This is a genomic window from Pseudoalteromonas sp. C2R02, assembly GCF_018860845.1.
Classification (GTDB): domain Bacteria; phylum Pseudomonadota; class Gammaproteobacteria; order Enterobacterales; family Alteromonadaceae; genus Pseudoalteromonas.
This window is the reverse complement of record NZ_JAHKQC010000037.1, coordinates 83,143-101,227: the sequence shown is the minus strand read 5'-3', so window position 1 is coordinate 101,227 and position 18,085 is coordinate 83,143. Positions and strand designations below refer to the sequence as shown.

General features: G+C 34.9%; 11 protein-coding genes. 7 read left to right on the top strand and 4 right to left on the bottom strand.

The window, feature by feature from the left end; genetic code table 11:
- The first annotated feature begins 306 nt into the window (after positions 1 to 306).
- The 3 genes from KO527_RS16890 to KO527_RS16880 all read left to right on the top strand — a co-directional run bounded on the left by KO527_RS16890 (position 307) and on the right by KO527_RS16880 (position 4,206).
- Positions 307 to 1,551, top strand: coding sequence for an SPOR domain-containing protein (locus KO527_RS16890; protein ID WP_216041465.1), 1,245 nt, complete (start codon positions 307 to 309; stop codon positions 1,549 to 1,551).
- A 110-nt stretch (positions 1,552 to 1,661) separates the two neighbouring features.
- A complete protein-coding gene (locus KO527_RS16885) occupies positions 1,662 to 2,531 on the top strand; it encodes a LysR family transcriptional regulator (RefSeq protein ID WP_216041464.1) in 870 nt (289 codons plus the stop codon).
- Between the two features lie 160 nt (positions 2,532 to 2,691).
- Positions 2,692 to 4,206: a leucyl aminopeptidase gene (locus KO527_RS16880; RefSeq protein WP_216041463.1), complete on the top strand. Its 1,515-nt coding sequence runs from the start codon at positions 2,692 to 2,694 to the stop codon at positions 4,204 to 4,206.
- A gap of 235 nt (positions 4,207 to 4,441) precedes the next feature.
- Here the strand turns inward: KO527_RS16880 and KO527_RS16875 are convergent, their stop codons facing one another.
- The 3 genes from KO527_RS16875 to KO527_RS16865 form a co-directional block, all read right to left on the bottom strand.
- On the bottom strand, positions 4,442 to 7,588 hold the full coding sequence (locus tag KO527_RS16875; RefSeq protein WP_216041462.1) for an efflux RND transporter permease subunit: 3,147 nt from the start codon (positions 7,586 to 7,588) through the stop codon (positions 4,442 to 4,444).
- A gap of 3 nt (positions 7,589 to 7,591) precedes the next feature.
- Positions 7,592 to 8,788 carry an efflux RND transporter periplasmic adaptor subunit gene (locus KO527_RS16870; protein ID WP_216041461.1) on the bottom strand — a complete coding sequence of 399 codons (1,197 nt, stop codon included), beginning with the start codon at positions 8,786 to 8,788 and terminating at the stop codon, positions 7,592 to 7,594.
- Positions 8,789 to 9,079: 291 nt separating this feature from the next.
- On the bottom strand, positions 9,080 to 9,646 hold the full coding sequence (locus KO527_RS16865) for a DUF4136 domain-containing protein (RefSeq protein WP_216041535.1): 567 nt from the start codon (positions 9,644 to 9,646) through the stop codon (positions 9,080 to 9,082).
- Positions 9,647 to 9,798: 152 nt separating this feature from the next.
- Here KO527_RS16865 and KO527_RS16860 point away from each other — a divergent pair, with 152 nt between their 5' ends.
- Complete coding sequence (locus tag KO527_RS16860) at positions 9,799 to 11,568, top strand: DEAD/DEAH box helicase (protein ID WP_216041460.1); 1,770 nt, start codon at positions 9,799 to 9,801, stop codon at positions 11,566 to 11,568.
- A 61-nt stretch (positions 11,569 to 11,629) separates the two neighbouring features.
- On the opposite strand, the gene KO527_RS16855 is transcribed toward KO527_RS16860, so the two are convergent.
- Complete coding sequence (locus KO527_RS16855; RefSeq protein WP_216041459.1) at positions 11,630 to 11,971, bottom strand: ribonuclease E inhibitor RraB; 342 nt, start codon at positions 11,969 to 11,971, stop codon at positions 11,630 to 11,632.
- A gap of 122 nt (positions 11,972 to 12,093) precedes the next feature.
- On the opposite strand from KO527_RS16855, the gene KO527_RS16850 reads away from it, so the two are divergent.
- From KO527_RS16850 to KO527_RS16840, 3 genes are read left to right on the top strand one after another with little or no spacing between them, the layout of a single operon-like run.
- On the top strand, positions 12,094 to 12,642 hold the full coding sequence (locus KO527_RS16850; RefSeq protein WP_216041458.1) for a type II secretion system protein: 549 nt from the start codon (positions 12,094 to 12,096) through the stop codon (positions 12,640 to 12,642).
- A gap of 30 nt (positions 12,643 to 12,672) precedes the next feature.
- Complete coding sequence (locus KO527_RS16845) at positions 12,673 to 14,403, top strand: autotransporter assembly complex family protein (protein ID WP_252733825.1); 1,731 nt, start codon at positions 12,673 to 12,675, stop codon at positions 14,401 to 14,403.
- Positions 14,400 to 18,065: a translocation/assembly module TamB domain-containing protein gene (locus KO527_RS16840; protein ID WP_216041457.1), complete on the top strand. Its 3,666-nt coding sequence runs from the start codon at positions 14,400 to 14,402 to the stop codon at positions 18,063 to 18,065. The genes KO527_RS16845 and KO527_RS16840 overlap by 4 nt, the downstream gene beginning before the upstream one ends.
- The last annotated feature ends 20 nt before the right edge of the window (positions 18,066 to 18,085 follow it).

Below are 18,085 nucleotides of genomic sequence, written 5' to 3'. Positions count from 1 at the left end.
AATAAATATGTGATCAATCTAAATGGCTTAAATATACAATAGCTGCGTTGCTTTCAATCCCAATAGCCAGCTATTGCTCAATCAAGCGCCTTGCCTATATGGATATAGGTACTTAGGTTTTGTCTGGAACAAATAACCTGTGCTCTTGAAAATTTATCCTAATTTATATTAGGCCACTTACTTAACAGAATTGGTATAATTTGCTTAACTGAGGTTAAATTGATAGCCTCAGTTAATGTGAAAAAAGCTCGGTTTTCACCGAGCTTTTTTGTATCTAAATTTTAATTGAACCAGAAGGATTTTGTTTTGTTTAAGTATTTTGCTTTTTTTATTCTGAGTTTATTATCTCTTTCGGTTTTTGCTGATTGTAAAAGTGAGTTTGAGAAGGGGAATTTCGTTGAAGCATTTGGTTTATGTCAAGAAGAAAGCCTAAATGACGCATCACCTGATGCACAATTCATCATGGCCAAAATCTATGCAAAAGGGTTAGGCGTAGGGCGAGATACAACACAAGCGATAAATTATTTAAGCCAAGCGGCACAAAATGGGCATATAGAAGGCATGTTTAACTTAGGCATGGCGTTTGAACTGGGTAAAGGTGTTGATAAAAACATTAATGCAGCATTTGAATGGCAGTTAAAAGCAGCAGAGAAGGGGTGGCTAAAAGCACAACGTAAAGTTGCTAAAATGTATGAGCACGGAAGCGGTGTTCAAGGTGAACCAATTGAAGCATTTAATTGGTATCAAAGAGCGGCAGAACAAGGTGATGCAGATAGCCAATTAGAATTAGGCGCTATTTATATGCAAGGCATATCATTACCAGGCAAATTGATACCACAAGATAGCGTTAAAGGGTTACATTGGATCCGAGAGTCAGCAAAACAAAATAATGCAGAAGCACAATTTGCATTAGCAAGTTTAATCATCGATGAAAAGCCAGAAGAAGCGATTCGCTTTTATAAAAAAGCAGCAGAAAATGGCAATAAATTCTCTATGCATAATCTCGCATCAATATACTTAAAAGGAGATGTTGTTGAAAAAAACTTAGTAACCAGTAAATATTACGCTCAAATGGCAGTTGATGTGGGTCAAAAGTCTAGTCAGAGTATTCTTGACCATATTAATAAAATCGAAAATACAGCCAATGAAGTCAACATGTTAGCTAAAGTTGAATCGGTTATCACAAGCCCAACACCTGAAAGCTTAGTAGCTAAGGAATCCAAGAAATCAGCAATAAAAACCGAAAAACCGGTGTCAAAAAAAACAGTATCAGTAGATAACAAAATCATCTCATTATTAGAAAATACAAATTACATTATTCAACTGGCGAGTATGTCAAAACGGGCTAGTGTAGAAGCATTTTTAAAAAAATATAACCTTAAAGATAAAACCCATATTTTATTTATTTCAAATAAAAATCGCTATCTTGTGTTATCAGAACCAAAAGAATACCTTACTCAAGCTAGAGCGCTTCAAAGTGAATTAAATACACTATTAAATGGATCGTCATGGCTGAGAAAAACGCCAGATATTATATCGCTTATGCAATGATAAAATTTGCTGTATTCATAAATTCTAAAAGCTGTATTCATTATTTATGAATAGTGAAAATATTCTAAGAGTTTAAAATAGCTTTAAATAGATAAATAAAGAGCATAAAAATGGAGTTTTACCACTTAAGATCATTTGTCGTTGTCGCTCAAACTGGCAATCTAACACTTGCAGCAAAGCAATTATGTACAACACCTCCTGCAGTCAGTGCGCATATTAAAAGTTTAGAATCTGAACTGAAAACGGTATTGTTCGAACGTTCTAGTCGGGGTATGGCAATTACTTTAAAAGGTGAAATGTTATTAGAAAAAGCGAAAATCATTTTAGATTGCGCTTTAGATATGGGCAATTGTGCGTTAGAAAATCAAAATGAATTAATAGGAGACTTTAAATTCTCTATTAATCAAAATCCAAAATATCTTAGAGTAACTGATTTATTATCAAATATAGCAGAGCAATTCCCAGGTATAAGCACTCAGCTTATTAACTTTTCATCAGGTAAAGCCATTAAAGCGATAAAGTCAGGAGAACTTGATGGCGGGTTCGTTTATGGAGAAATTCCCCCAGAATTTGAATCGATAGAAATTAAAAAACAAAAAATAACAACAATATCCCCGATTGAATTTGAAGCGACAGATGATACTTTAATGACGGAGTTACCTTTTTTTCCTTGGATCACTATGGGACAAGATTGTCCTTTTGATCAATTTTTAAAGCTAAAGTTGGGGCTAAAATTTACCGAAATCTCAAAAGTTAATGACGATAACTCTCGACTGGAATTAGTTAAATCAGGTTTAGGTTTAAGTTTTTATGAATTAGAAGAGGCATTAAACTATGCTAATCAAAATCAATTAAAGATTCTTGACCAACTTGATTTTGAAGCGCAACTGTATTTTGTAGTTGCTAAAAACCGCATTGATGAACCTGTTGTTAAAGCCATGTTACAAGAAGTGAGAGTTGCTTGGGATATAAAATTATAATTTCCCTTTTAGTGTTTAAGTTATATTTAATAGCATGTTATAAATATTTTAATCGCTGAAAACTAACGGGTAAAACCGCTCATTCATCTCTATTTAATTCTAAAAAAAGTCGATTTAAGGTAAAACAATGCGATATTTTGCACTTAATTAGGTATTCTTCATGCATCTTAAAAAATCACTACTAGGGTTAGGCCTTGCTTTATCTACTTCATCATTTATCGCAAATGCTGAGACAATTCAATTTGAAAATAAAATAACAAAAGACTCTGATACTCTAGTTGTTTTTTATCATCAAGATCAGGCAAGTTCAGATTTTAAAAAATATGATAAGAAAAGCCAAGGACAGCTAAAGCGTGCTATTAAAGCAAATGAATTTAGTGGTAAATATGGTGAGATGCTTGAACTAACTGTACCACACAATATCGCTGCAAATCGCATCGTGATTGTTGGTTTAGGTGAAAAGAAAGCCCTAGATAAAGCTAAAGTAGCTAAACTAGGTGGTAATTTAAGTGGTAAGTTAGAGCAAAAATTCATTGAAAAAATTACAGTTAAGAGTGATGGGATCAGTATTAAATCAGGTGATTTCTCTGCATTATTAGCACAAGGTATTAATTTACGTTCTTACCGTTTTGAAAATTACCATAACGAAAAACGCAGTGTAAAATCATACTTTTTTGATGTAGATAACGCTAAATCTTCTAAAAAAGCATACAAAACTTTAGCGAACATTGAGCAAGGTGTTGTTTTAGCTCGTGATTTAATTTCTGAAACTGCAACAGAAATGACGCCAGTAGATTTTGCAAACGCGGCTAAAGCGCTAGAGTCTTTAGGTGTTGAAGTTAAAATATTAAAACCTGCTGAACTTAAAGAGCTAGGCATGGGCGCTTTAGAAGCAGTAGGGCGTGGTAGTAATGAAGGCGCACGTTTAGTTGTTGCGCATTATAAAGGTAACTCAGATGCACCAATCGCATTAGTGGGCAAAGGTATTACTTTTGACTCAGGTGGTTATAGCATTAAAACCGGCGCTTCAATTGCACGTATGAAGTCAGATATGGCTGGTGCAGCAGCAGTTTTAGGTACTGTAAAATCACTTGCTTTAAATAAAGTTGATGCAAATGTAGTTGCTGTAATGGGCATGGCTGCAAACATGGTATCTGAAAGCTCAGTTGCCCCTGGTGATGTAGTAAGAACTGCTGAAGGTTTAACTGTAGAGATTGTAAATACTGATGCTGAAGGGCGTTTAGTGCTTTCTGATGCGATGTGGTACGCAAGAAAATTCTATGAGCCAAGTGTGATGGTTGATGTTGCAACTTTAACGGGTTCAAAAATCCGCGCTGTTGGTAACGATTATGCCGCTGTTTTTTCTGAAGATGATCAATTAGTAGCGGATTTAACTTTTTCAGGTAAGCAGGTGAATGAAAACTTATGGCGCTTACCATTAGGCTATAAAGATATGCTTAAAACAGATATCGCAGATCTAAAAAATACAGGTTCAGGTGGACCAGGCGCAACAACTGCAGCAAGCTTTTTACAGTACTTTGCTGGTGATGTGAAATGGGCACATATTGATATTGCTGGTAATGCACTTTCAAGCAAAGCAAAAGGAGAAATCTCTACAGGTGGCACAGGCTACGGTGTAAGATTACTTTCTGATTGGATCATGAATAAAAAGTAATATATACCAATTCTAATAAATATGTGATCAATCTAAAAGGTCTAAATATGCAATAGCCAGTTGCCTGCATGGATGCAGGTACTTAGGTTTAGTCTGGAATTATAAACCTGTGCTCTTGAAAAATTATCCTAATTTATATTAGTTCACTAACTTAGTAGAGTTGGTATTTAATCATTAAAAACAAAAAAGGCGCATATGCGCCTTTTTTAATTCCTATAGATAAAGTTCTTATAATTTATTGAACAACCGTATCTGTTTTAATTTCATTAGTATCAATATTTTTCTTACGGCGTATTAAACGCTTAAAGTCTTCAAGCGCTACATACTGACACGGTATTAATAATAAAGTGATCACAGTCGCAAACAATACACCAAAGGCTAAAGAAACTGCCATAGGTATCACTATTTTGGCCTGTAGACTTGTCTCAGTAATAATTGGTATTAAACCGATAAATGTAGTGATTGAAGTTAAGAAAATTGCTCTAAAACGCTTACAGCCAGCTTCTACAACAGCTACCTTCATTGGTATGCCAGCTGCGCGTGCTTTGTTAACAAAATCTACCATTACTAATGAATCGTTAACCACCACACCTGCTGCAGCAATAATGCCAAAGAAAGATAAGCTACTCATAGTCATACCTAAAATAATATGACCAAACATCGCACCAATAACACCAAACGGGATCACTGACATTATTAAAAATGGTTGTGAATATGAGCGTAATGGAATTGCGAGTAATGCAAATATAAGCATCATTGATAAAGCAAAATTACGAATTTGCTCATTCATGCTATCCATTTCTTCTTGAATTTTACCTGCCACTTCGGTACGAATACCTGAATGAGATTTAAGCAGTTGTGGTAAGTAGTTATCTCTGATGTCATTTGCAATTTTAAATGGTTCAGCTTGCTCAGTATCAACAGAAGCCCACACGTTAATAGTACGCATCGCGTTTTCACGTCGGATACTGTTAACACCTTGAACCAGTTCAATTTCAGCCACTTCAGATAATAATACTTCACCGCCAGCAGGTGTACTAATGCGTACATCTTGAATTTGACCAATTGAATTACGTTCTTCAATTGGGTAGCGGATCATTACTTTAAGTTCTTCACCATCTCGTAAAATACGTTGTGCTTCTAAACCATAAAAACCAAAGCTCACTTGAGATGCGATATCGGCTAAAGTTAAACCTAAGCTATGTGCAACCGGTTTTAAATCTAAGCGCACTTCATCAGTTGCTGTTTGCATTGAGTCATTAACATCACCAATACCTTTAATCGTATTAAGTTTTTGTTTTAATTGATTAGCAGCTAAACGAAGCGTTTCAATATTTTTCCCTTCAAGACGGAAGCTAATATCGCCATCATCACGGCCATTACCACCTATGCTATCTCGAATATTTAAACTTTTCAGACCCGCTATTTGAGGCAATTGTGCACGCCACATATCTGCAAGCGCAAAAGTATCCATAACTCGAAGTTCAGGTGATACAAGTTTTGCCATGATACGTGCACGTGTTCTACCTTGTAGACGAACTGTTAACGCTTCAACCATTTTAGAACCGTGTTCTTTTTCAATCTGATTATCAACATCAACGATGAGTTGTTCAAACTGAAGTGCAGCTTTTAAAGTGGCTGCCTCAGATGAAGATAACGTCATATCAATATCAACATTTGCAAAATCATGCGGAATTTTAGGTGAAGCAACAAATTTAACTAATCCACCTGCAAATAAACCACCGCTAATAATCAAAATACTGACAAAACCCATAATAACGGTATATCTATAATGAATTGCTTTTTCTATAGTAGGGCGGTAAACATTTTCAACAAAACGCTTTAAGTTAGTATCTATCAATTCACGAACTACATGTAATGGATTTTTAGGGTTGTGTGGTCTAGGCGTCATACGTGCTAAATGCGCTGGTAAAATAAGTTTAGATTCTACTAATGAGAATATAAGACATAAAATAATCACACCACCAATTGCCATTGAGAATGCTCGGCCAGGTCCATCATCTAACATCATAGGTAAAAAGGCTGCAATTGTAGTTAAAACACCAAATGTAGCCGGCATAGCAACACGTTTTACGCCTCTAACAACACTCTCTAAACTATGGCCATGCTCTTCAATTTCGGCATGAGCCGATTCTCCTATTACGATGGCATCATCTACCACAATTCCGAGCACCAGAATAAAGGCAAATAACGATGCAATATTAATGGTGATATCAAGTCCTGCGGTCGGCATTAATAAAAATGCGCCTAAAAATGATACTGGTAGTCCCATCATTACCCAAAATGCTAAACGTATACGTAAGAACAGCGCTAACATCAAAAATACTAATAAACCACCCCAAACCATATTACTGATCATCATATCTAAACGGCCGTTTAGGTAATAAGTCATATCAATAAATGATTCTAAAGTCACATTTTGTGGTAACTCTTTCTCTTTCGCTTCTAAGTATGAATACATTACTTTAGCTACTTTGGTAATATCTTGATCTTTAGATGCACCAATTGAATAAGTTAATGAATTTTCACCATTAAACTTAGAGTATTGAATACCTTCTTGGAAACCATCGTTGATAGTTGCGATATCACCTAATCGGATCAGAGTACCATCTTCTAAAGTGATAAGCGGTAATTGCTCAAACTCATGACCTTTATAGGCTTGGTTTTCAACACGTAAAGATATATAACCATTTTCAGCTTTGATTTGACCAGCAGACATATTTGCAGAAAAACCACGTACCTTAGCTGCAATATCTCTAAAGCTTAAGCCGTATTCTCTTAATTTATCTGGACTGATCTCAATGCCAATTTCATAAGCTAAACCACTATAAAATTCGGCAACATTGATACCAGGTAACGCTAAAATCTCGTCATGGATTTTATTACCTAAATCTTTGAGTTCATGATTTGTTAAGTCGCCATGTAAGCTTAAAAACATTACTTCTTGAGTGAATTTTTCTTGGCTGACGATTGGTCTTTCCATGCCATCTGGAAAGCTAGAAATAGTATCAACTTGAAGTTTAACTTCATCTAATACTTCTTTGGCATCATAACCTTCATCTACTTCAATCCAAGCTTGTGAAAAGCTACGGCGAGAATAAGTTATGACACGTTTTAAGCCTTGTAACCCTTCTAAAGCGTCTTCAATTTTAACAGTGATCCCTTCTTCCACTTCCTGTGGTGCAGCGCCGGGGTAGGCAACTTGTACTTGAAGCCAGTTACTTTCAAAATCAGGAAACATTTGTTTGCGTATTGTGCCAGCCGTTAAAAGGCCGCCCACTAAGATGAATATCATTAATAAATTTGCCGCAACTGAATTACGAGCAAACCAAGCAATGATACCTTTATTAGTATCAATCATGGTCTAATCCTTTTTCATTGCAAGTTGCGTTTCATCTTTTTCTTGATCAGATGCTTCAGGCTTGGCATATTCGGTTGTTAACTTCATGCCTTCACTTGGATAATCAAGCGCAGTCATTATGACTTTATCACCATGACTTAAACCATTGCTTAATACAATCTGATCGTCAAACTCTCTTAAAATATCAACAGTCTGATAAGTTAAAGTATTATCTAAACTTAATACTGCAATTTTATTATTTTTTACTAAGTGCCGCGCAACCGTAGTAGTATTTTTGATTTCTAACCCTTGGATTTTAGCATTGACATAAGCGCCAAACCTTAAAGGTGGAAAGTCAGAGTTTTGTGCATATGGGTCTTGTACTTGTGCTACTAAATAGCTCATACGGCTTTTTTGATTGATCACGCCTTCACTTCTCACAATTGTGGCTTGCCAGTCGTAATCTTTACCTGCATATTGTGTGGTTAATACAACACTCGCATTTATGCCGCCCTTTATTAGGTATTGCATATCTTTATCTGCAACAGGTAACCTTACTTCGGCTAAGCTAATTGAGTTTAATTCACCAATATTACTGCCAGGGCTAACAACACTGCCTAAACTGACTGTACGTTGTGCAATAATTGCATCATAGGGTGCGCTGATATAAGTGCGTTCTAAATTACGTTTAGCACGTTTTAAAGACGCTTCAGATGCTTTAAAACGTGCCAGTTTTTCAGCTAACTGAGGTTTTCTTAAATACAGTTCAGATGGAATAAACTCATTGCTATTTTTACGAATACGTTCCCATTCAGATTTAGCAACATGGCCTTGAGCGCGTTCTACTTCAAGTGCTGAGCGCGCTTGTGCTAACGTTGCTTGTGCATCTATTAATGCCGCTTCATAATCATTAGGATCAATTCGCGCTAATACATCACCTTTTTTTACAAATCCACCTTTTACAAAGGCTTCAGATACTTCAACAAGTTGGCCGCTTAATTGCGCTACAAGTTTGGTTTGATTTTTTGGTGTGATAAGCCCATAAGAGCTGACGTCTAATGTAATTGACTCAACTGATGCAGGTTGAACTTGAACCAAAGGTAGAATTTCTTTCTCTTCTTTTTTCTCTGGTGGTTTTTTCATAGCTGAGAAGCTGGCCGCAATTCCAACTCCTAGCACTAAAATTCCGACTGGGAATAATATTTGTTTTTTAGTAGCCACAGTGCATTCCTTAGTAACTCATATTGATGACAGTTATAGGATAATCAATATATTGTTTACATAGTGCGTAAAGATGTAACACGGTATGTCATAATTATAGCTGTTAATAGCTAAACTAGCGGGGCTTAAAATATACCCATCTGATTTATAAGGAATAATATAATTTTAGGATATATCTTATGAAGAAATTTAATTTTACAATTGTATGTAAACTATTTTGGAAATGAGAATTGTTTAACTATTTGATATTAAAGATAAAGCCACAAGGTGGCTTTATTCAATATTATTTTTTTAAAGTACTTCTGTTGCTTGAGGAGGGAAGTTACTCAAAATGTTGATGACAGTTTCATTAATGACTTGTGTTCTTTTTTCTGGTTTTTGATTTTTCTTCAATCTACCTTCTTTAGCACCACGCCAAATAAGTTGATTTGAGTTTTGATCAACGATATCAATAATTAAAGTACCTACTTCATATTCACGTACTTTATTATCAGCATGAATATTTGTGCCCCATGGATTACGCCAGTGGTTCCAAGTTGCACTGTAATGAGTAGAGAATGTATCTATATCAATTTTTTTATCAACAGAGGCATGGTAATTGATCAAAACATCTGCCTTATCAATTGAAACCATAGAAAGGCCTTTTTGAGTTAAGTCTGCATTAACAGCTTCTCTAACACGCTTTTCCATAATTGGGTTGATTTGATAATTTTCTACATCTTTAGTGAGGCTGGCATCTTTAACCCAAGCAAAGGTTTTGAAGTTGCTAAAATTAGTAGACTGATCATAATCCCAATCAGGGGTTTGCGAACATGCAGCTAAAAGCAATACTGTGGTTGCTATTAATAGGTTTCTCATCATTTTTACTCCTAAAATCTAATCTGCCAAGAACATATCATAAAAAATGAAAAAATGTGTTTGTTTTAGTCTAGTTAACTCAAATGAACCTAAGATGAACTCTTTATAGAAAACTTCAGTTATAATGACACTATAAAGATTTAGCGTGAGCAATGACTATCTATCAGTTAAGACCTTATCAAAGTGAAGCCGTTCAAAATACCGTATCACATTTTAAAAAATCAGATGATGCAGCTGTTATTGTATTACCCACTGGGGCTGGTAAAAGCTTAGTAATTGCAGAATTAGCACGTATCGCAAAAAGAAAAATTTTAGTATTAGCTCACGTTAAAGAACTGGTAGAACAAAACAGCGAAAAATATAAAAGTTATGGTTTAGAAGCAAGCATTTTTTCAGCAGGTTTAAAACAAAAATCTTTAATCCATCAAGTGACATTTGCCAGTATTCAGTCTATCGCAAAAAATTTAGATAAATTAGATGAAGCTTATTCACTCGTCATCATTGATGAATGCCATCGCGTCAATTTAGAAACAAGCTCTCAATACGCACAAGTTATCAATCAGCTTAAAATCCATAATACATCGTTAAAGGTATTAGGACTTACGGCAACACCCTATCGTATGGGCATAGGTTGGATTTACCATGAGCATTATCATGGATTTGTAAGAGGTGGCGATGATGCGCCATTTAAAAAGTGCATATATGAATTACCACTTAGATATATGATAAAAAATGAATTTTTAACACCGCCTAATATGATAGATGCTGCCATTAGTCATTATGATTTTTCATCAATACCAACAGATAGTTTTGGACGGTTTGATAATCAAGAAATGAGCTTATTACTGAAAGACTCACAAAGGGTGACTAAAGCCATAATTGACCAAATAGTAGAGCTTGCTCAAAATCGCTTAGGTGTGATGATTTTTGCCTCAACTATTGAGCATGCTAAAGAGATTTTAACTTATTTACCACAAGACGACTGTGCTAAAAGTAGATCAGCATTAGTGATAGGCGATACAGAGATATCTCAAAGAGATCGCATTATCACTGAGTTTAAACAACAAAAAATTAAATTTTTAGTGAATGTATCAGTATTAACAACAGGCTTTGATGCCCCGCATGTTGATTTTATTGCAATATTACGTCCTACTGAATCGGTCAGTTTATACCAGCAAATTGTGGGTAGGGGATTGCGCTTAAGTGATAATAAAAAAGACTGTTTAGTGATAGATTATGCTAGTAACGGTTATGACATTTTTTACCCTGAAGTGGGCTCTAAAAAGCCAGATAGCGATAGTGAACCTGTGCAGGTTTTGTGTCCTGGGTGTGGTTTTGCGAATATGTTTTGGGGAAAAACGGATAACGATGGCAAAGTCATAGAGCATTTTGGTCGTCGTTGCCAAGGTGTGTTAGAAAGTGAGGATACATCGCAACAATGTGATTTTAGGTTTAGGTTTAAGCAATGTGATAGTTGTGGTGCAGAAAATGATATTGCAGCACGAAAGTGTCATGAATGCGACTGCGCAATCGTAGATCCAGATGATAAACTCAAAGCAGCACTTAATTTAAAAGACGCACTTGTTTTAAGGTGTTCAGGTATGCAGTTTGAGGAAATCAGTGAGTTTAAAGTCAAAATAACGTATTTTGATGAGGATGGTGCTAGTTGTGATGAGGTATATAACTTTGAAAACTCAGGCTCTATTTTTTATTTTAATCAAGCATTTGGAAAGCGATTATTAGCAGGGCAAGAACCCACGTACTTTAAGTCATTATCACAAGCTCTGGATAAACAGGCCTTTTTTACAGCCCCAGATTTTGTAATAGCCAGAAAAATGAATAAAAAGAATCGCGGAGCGTGGAGAATTGTAGAAAAGCTATTTGATTATGAAGGTAATTACAGAAAGGCGAATCAGATGTAGTTTATGTTCGCCTACAATAAAAGTAGGCGAATTTTTTTTAGCAAAAACGATTAGCTTAAAGCTATTCTTCAGCCATTATTCCCCAGCCATCACCATAGCCATTTAATGGATTAGCAAAGCTTTCAAAATACTGTTCCATTTGGCCTAATAAAGTATGATCGGGAACCATTTTAATAGAAGTGATCACTTCCCAAACACCCGTTTCAGAACACTTTTGTAATTGCGTTTTTGGTGCTAAATCATCTTTTGCAATTTCAATCTCAAATTTTTCAGCATCTGGTTTTTGCTCAAACAAGATAAAAAAGTCAATAACGTGAAGTTGGCTAAGATCTATGCCTGCTTTTGCCATGTCAGCGAGTAATTCACCGTTCTCATCGTTTGGAAATTGTACTTGATTGCTCATTTTATGACTGCTCTTTGTTTCAATTGTGTATATTGTCTTAGAAAATGAGAAAAATAGAAAGATGCAGAGCTAAATATGTTATATTTGGCTGAAAATTATGAGTGAAAGGTGGTTTTTATAATATGTACTTTCATAACAATAAAAAGAATTTAAGTGGGTTCACTTTAATTGAACTTATTATGGTTATCATCATCCTAGGCACTATAGCTATATCTGCAGCAACGCGATTTTTAAATGTTCAAAGTGAAGCAAAGATTGCAAAAATAAAAGCGATTTCAGCCGCAATGAAATCAACGGCAGATCTGGTTTCTGCGAAGGCAATAATAAATAATGTAGTTAGTGGCAATATGGACTTTAATGGTACAAATATTTCAGTGATTAATGGTCATATTGGTGCTCATTGGAATAAATCTTGGCGCTATGCATTAGATATAGGTAAAGAAATATCATACACATCAAAAAATAGTATCTGTACCAAGCATTCTTTGTGTGGAGTGGGTCAGCAAAATTCAGCTCCTGCTTTACCTTTTGTAGTGCAATCACCTGGTAAAGTCGCTTTCATCTGGCTGCAAGGCGAAAAGTTGGCTGATAGGTGTTATGCGTTTTATTACAATCCCAACGATGTAAATAAAACTTCACCTGAGATAGGAACAGTCACTTCAGGCTGTTAATGAGTTTAATTAAATTTTAAAGGAATTAAATTGTTACGTTATTTTTCATATCTTTGGTTATTTTTATTCAGTATGTTTTTACAGGCTAAAGAAAATAACATTTCAGATTTTGAACTATCTGGAATTGAAGGCCAGTTACTTGATAATGTCAGTTTTTATTTAGCAAAAGTAAAAAATGAATCTGCAACAAAGCAATTAAAACGTCATAGCATAGATCAAATTAAGACTAGCTTGAAAGCACTTGGTTATTATGAACCTAAAATAACACTTTCTTTTGAACAAGATGGTGATGTGCAAGACGAGCTAGTGATAATGAAAGTCGATATTGATCCCGGAACAGAAGTGAGAATTGCAAAGTTAAATTATCACCTTCAAGGAGAAGGTAAAGACGATAATGCTTTAACTCAGGTTATTAAAAAGCTTCCTTTGGTTCAGGGAAATGTAATAAATCATGCAATATATGAAAAATCCAAATCTATGATTGAAAGCCAGTTGCTCGAACTGGGCTATTTTGACGCTCAATGGCAAGCAAATGAACTGGGTATATCACTAAAAGATCACAGTGCTATTGTAACTTTTAAGATTAATACAGGCCCTCGTTATACCTACGGGCCAATTGTGATTTCATCAGATACGCCTGCTGTAAAATATATACGTTCATTAGCATCTTTTAAAACAGGTGAAGCTTATCAAGCACATATCATTTCACAATATAATTTAGATATAGCGAGCACCCCTTATTTTAAAAGTGTGCGTGTATATGCCGATATAGAGCAAAGAGAAAATAAACAAATTCCCATCAAAGTTCACGTATTGCACAAACCTGCGAATAGTTATGAAATTGGCGGTGGTTTCTCAACAGACTTAGGAGCGAAAGCAAGAATAAAATGGAGCAAACCTTGGGTTGGCACAGATGGTCATTATTTTGATACCGACGCAGTAGTTACTGAGTTAGAAAAAGAGTTTGAATTCGCATATACAGTACCCGTAGATGATCCTGTAGATGATGTATGGCGTTATGCATTTGGTTATAAAAGTGAAAATAACTCAGATACTCAGAAATATATCCGAACATTGACCACACAATTACAAAGACAGTGGGTTACTCAGTCTAATTGGGTACGCACAGCTTTTATAAAACATGAGCGAGAAGATTTTGAAATAGCGGATGACCCGGGCACAACAGAAATGTTATTACCGGGTATTAGTTTTGCAAAAAAGAAAACAAAAGGTGGAACAACACCATTTTGGGGTAATCAATGGCTACTGTCGGCTGAAGTGGGATTAGATGATGTATTATCTGATACTGATTTATTAAAACTGCAATTTCAAACTGCGCTGTTACGAACTTATCGTAATAACCATCTCTTTTATGTTAAATCAAAGTTAGGCGCAATTTTGGTTGATGATATCAACGACGTACCTGCATCAATGCGCCTTTTTGCTGGTGGCGACCAAAGTATTCGAGGATTTAAATACGAATCAATTTCACCAGTAGATGAGAAAGGAAATCTTGTTGGTGGTAAATATTTAGTCACAGGCACGTTAGAGTATAACTATCAGTTTGCGCCTTCATGGCGGGCGGCTTTGTTTGTAGACGGAGGTACGTCAACAAACGATTTTTCAGAGGATATAGAAGTTGGTACAGGAATTGGTATTCGATGGTTAACACCCATTGGTCCAATTAGAATTGACCATGCTTGGGCAATAACAGATAACAATAATACTCGGTTCAGTGTGACAATAGGACCGGAAATATGAGCAGTAAATTACCAAAAAATATGAATAATTCAAAAGAAACAAAGTCTTTCTTCAAAAAATTTAAACGTTATCTCACATATACTTCGCTGATTCTGTCAACGTTAATATTTTGCATATTATTTACTAGTCCTGGCAATAAGCTAATTGCTTTTACTGCGAATAAGTTAGTCACTGGCTTATCAATAAAATTAGATGATGGACGTTTTTTATATCAAGACCCGTTTTCAGTGACATATGAAAATAGCGCGCTCAATGCCCATATTGAAAATGTCACGATAGGTTTAAATATCTGGCAATGTGCCTATGGTTATCTTAAAAATGAAAATGCAGTGTGTTTAGATGCTTTAGCGTTAAATTCAGCTGATATTACACTGTCTGATGGCGAACTTAATATTGAAAAACTGTCATTACTCATAGGAATTGATAAAGGTGTTAACCAACCCATCCTGAACGTCAAAAAACTACAAGTTGAAAAGATTCGTTTTAAACAAAAACCGGCAGTTGTAATAGCCAAATCTAAACAAACGCTTATTTTTGAACCAATTGATGATGTACTGTTTAAAACACCTATAGATTTTATTTTAACTGAATTGAAATTAAATCATCTGGAGGTTCATCAAGAAAAACAGGTTCATGTTATTAATAATATTAATCTAGCCGCAGATTTTTTTGATAGTCAGCTCAATTTAAATAATTTAGCTTTGTCTTATCAAGATATTCAGCTCTCGTCACAAGGCATTATTAACCTTATTACGAATAATCCATTAGATGTTAACCTAGATATAAAACAAATTAATAATAAAGAGCTTCTCCATGGTTTAACATTTAAGGCAAAGGGAGATTTAGCTGCACTTAGTTTTGATTTACAAACAATAGGGCAGTATCCATCAACAACAAATGGCAAGTTAAATTTAAAAACAAAAAATTACCCATTTAATTTAAATACGCAAATACAAGACTGGCAGCACTTTGCAGATGATAAGAATTATAAATTAAATCACTTGTCTCTAATATCTGGTGGCACACTTAAAAATTATGATATAAAACTGGTCAGTCAACAAGGGGTTAATGCTTATCCATTAATAGACTTAACGCTTTTAGGTAAAGGTGACTTAACACAATTTACATTAGAGCAGTTATCTCTAAATACTCAAAAAAGTGCGGTATCAATTCAAGGTGATGTGACGTTTAAAGATGATTTATTGGCCAATATATCAGGGGAGCTGACTAAATTAAACTTGCAGGAATTTGCTGCCAATATAAATACAGATCTAAATGGTGCATTTGATCTGAACTTTAAACAATCAAAATCAAACTGGTTATTATCGGTTAATAACTTTGATTTAGGTGGTTCATTCGCTTTAGATAAAGATAATACAGTACCCTTTGAGCTCAATACCCAGTTTAATTTGGACAATCAGATAAATGCAAACGTCGATTTAATTAGCTTAATAAGCGGTTCAAATACACTGAGTTTAAGTGGTGAGATAAATAATAAATGGGATCTTCAAGGTAATTTAGATATAAACCAGCCAAGTGACTTTTTAAATGAATTAGCGGGTAAAGGTTATGGCAGTTTAGCGATAACAGGTGAGCGAATAAAACCTGAGATAAACTGGGAGTTAGGTTTTAGTGATTTAAGTTATCAACAAATTAAATTACAACAAGCAAAAACCCAAGGTTTTATATCTGTAGCTGATAACTTTAAAACCCACATCAATTTATTAATAAAGAATGGTGAACTTGAAGGCAAAAAATTACAAACACTTGATTTAAATATCAAAGGTGATAAATCAAATCATCATGCGAATTTTAAACTCAATTCTGATTTACTAAAAAGTGCCTTTAAAATTACAGGCGGTGTAAATAATAAAAATGTATGGCACTCGGTTATATCTGATTTGTATATCACTGATAATGTTCAAGTCGTTCGACCAAAAACAAATATTGACTTACAGCTTGATATTAATAGTAAAGCAATACAAATCAAGAGTCATTGTTGGCAATCAAATGAATCAGACCTGTGTATTGAACAATTAACGGCAAGTGAGCAGCAAGGCGATATCAAAGTAGACTTAACTGAATTTAATTTAGCCAGCATAGCGCATTTATTACCAGAAGATTTAACCGCTACGGGCTCATTTACAGGTGGTTTAAATGTAAATTGGCAACAAGGTAAATTAGAGAAGCTGGATATGAATTTAGCTTCTCAAGTATTAGAATTTGCACTACAGCAAGAAGAGAAACACTTTGTTTTACCTGTAAAAGAAATCAAAATTAATGCAAACTCAACTTCACAAAAGGCATATTTTAATGGATTTTTAAATTCAGATTTATTTGGCTCAATATCAAGTGAAATGACCATTTCAGATATCACTGCTGCAAGAAATCTAGATGGCATAATTAAAATGAATGGTTTTAAGCTTGATAAGTTTAAGCCTTTTATTCAAAAAATAGATACTTTGTCTGGAGATGTTTTTGCAGATATAAATATTTCAGGGCCATTAAAAAAACCATATTTATCAGGCGAATTAAGTGCAACAAACATCGATATATCAGGGAATAATATTCCTGTTGCGATTAAAGGTAGCCATTTTAATATTGGTTTTAAAGAGCAAAAACTGGTACTGAATGCTGATATATCTGATGATCAACAAGGCAATGCAAAACTAAAAGGCGAATTAGATTGGCAAGGTACGCGTCTTGGTGGTCAATTAAATGTCAAAGGGCAAGACTTTAATTTAAAACTGGAACAAGGCGTTAAAATACGATTGAACCCTGATTTACAAGTTGTAGTGGCAAATAATGAGTTAGATATTAAAGGTCGAGTTGAAATTCCCTATGGGCGAATTACGATTGAATCCTTACCTGAAGGAGCTGTAAAAGTCAGTGAAGATGAAGTGATTTTTGAACATGAAAAACAAGTGAAAGACCCCGGTTTTTTCTATTCATTAGATTTGTCTTTAACCGTAAAAGATGATGTTAAAATAGATTCGTTTGGTTTAATTTCAGAGCTTGAAGGAGATTTATCTCTTAAAAAAGGCTATCACAGCCCTTTACTGACAACGGGCGATATTAATTTAATCAATGGTGTATATCAGTCTTTTGGGCAAGATTTACACATTCAAACTGGTCAAGTCGGTTTTAGTGGTGCGATTGATAAACCTTATTTAAATATTAAAGCCATTAGAAACCCGGAGAAAACAGCTGATGATGTGATTGCTGGTATTACGCTTACTGGTAATGTAGATAAACCTAAGTTATCGATTTTTTCTGAACCAGTTAAAGACCAAGCAGAGGCGTTATCTTATTTATTAAATGGTCAACCTTTAGGTGAAGGCGAAAGTAGCTCTAACAGTGCGATGTTAACCCAGCTCTTACTTTCTCAAGGACTTGCTAGAGGGGAGGGACTTGTAAGTAAAATTGGTTCTCGACTTGGTGTAGAAGACATTGCACTTGGTTCAACAGGGTCAGGTGATGATACTAAGGTAGAAATCTCTGGTTACTTAATGCCAGGTGTGCAAGTAAAATATAGCGTAGGTGTATTTGAGCCACTCACAGAAATTGTTATTCGTTACCAACTATTGCCTCAATTGTATATTGAAGCTATAAATGGAGTGAATGACTCTTTAGATATACTTTATAAATTTGACTGGAATTAATCGTATATTTTAAATATAAG

Bases quoted from the DNA above. Each gene is read 5' to 3' on its own strand.
- KO527_RS16855 (WP_216041459.1), bottom strand. From the start codon at position 11,971: ATGAGCAATCAAGTACAATTTCCAAACGATGAGAACGGTGAATTACTC.
- KO527_RS16840 (WP_216041457.1), top strand. From the start codon at position 14,400: ATGAGCAGTAAATTACCAAAAAATATGAATAATTCAAAAGAAACAAAG.
- KO527_RS16880 (WP_216041463.1), top strand. From the start codon at position 2,692: ATGCATCTTAAAAAATCACTACTAGGGTTAGGCCTTGCTTTATCTACT.
- KO527_RS16860 (WP_216041460.1), top strand. From the start codon at position 9,799: ATGACTATCTATCAGTTAAGACCTTATCAAAGTGAAGCCGTTCAAAAT.
- KO527_RS16885 (WP_216041464.1), top strand. From the start codon at position 1,662: ATGGAGTTTTACCACTTAAGATCATTTGTCGTTGTCGCTCAAACTGGC.
- KO527_RS16875 (WP_216041462.1), bottom strand. From the start codon at position 7,588: ATGATTGATACTAATAAAGGTATCATTGCTTGGTTTGCTCGTAATTCA.
- KO527_RS16865 (WP_216041535.1), bottom strand. From the start codon at position 9,646: ATGAGAAACCTATTAATAGCAACCACAGTATTGCTTTTAGCTGCATGT.
- KO527_RS16850 (WP_216041458.1), top strand. From the start codon at position 12,094: ATGTACTTTCATAACAATAAAAAGAATTTAAGTGGGTTCACTTTAATT.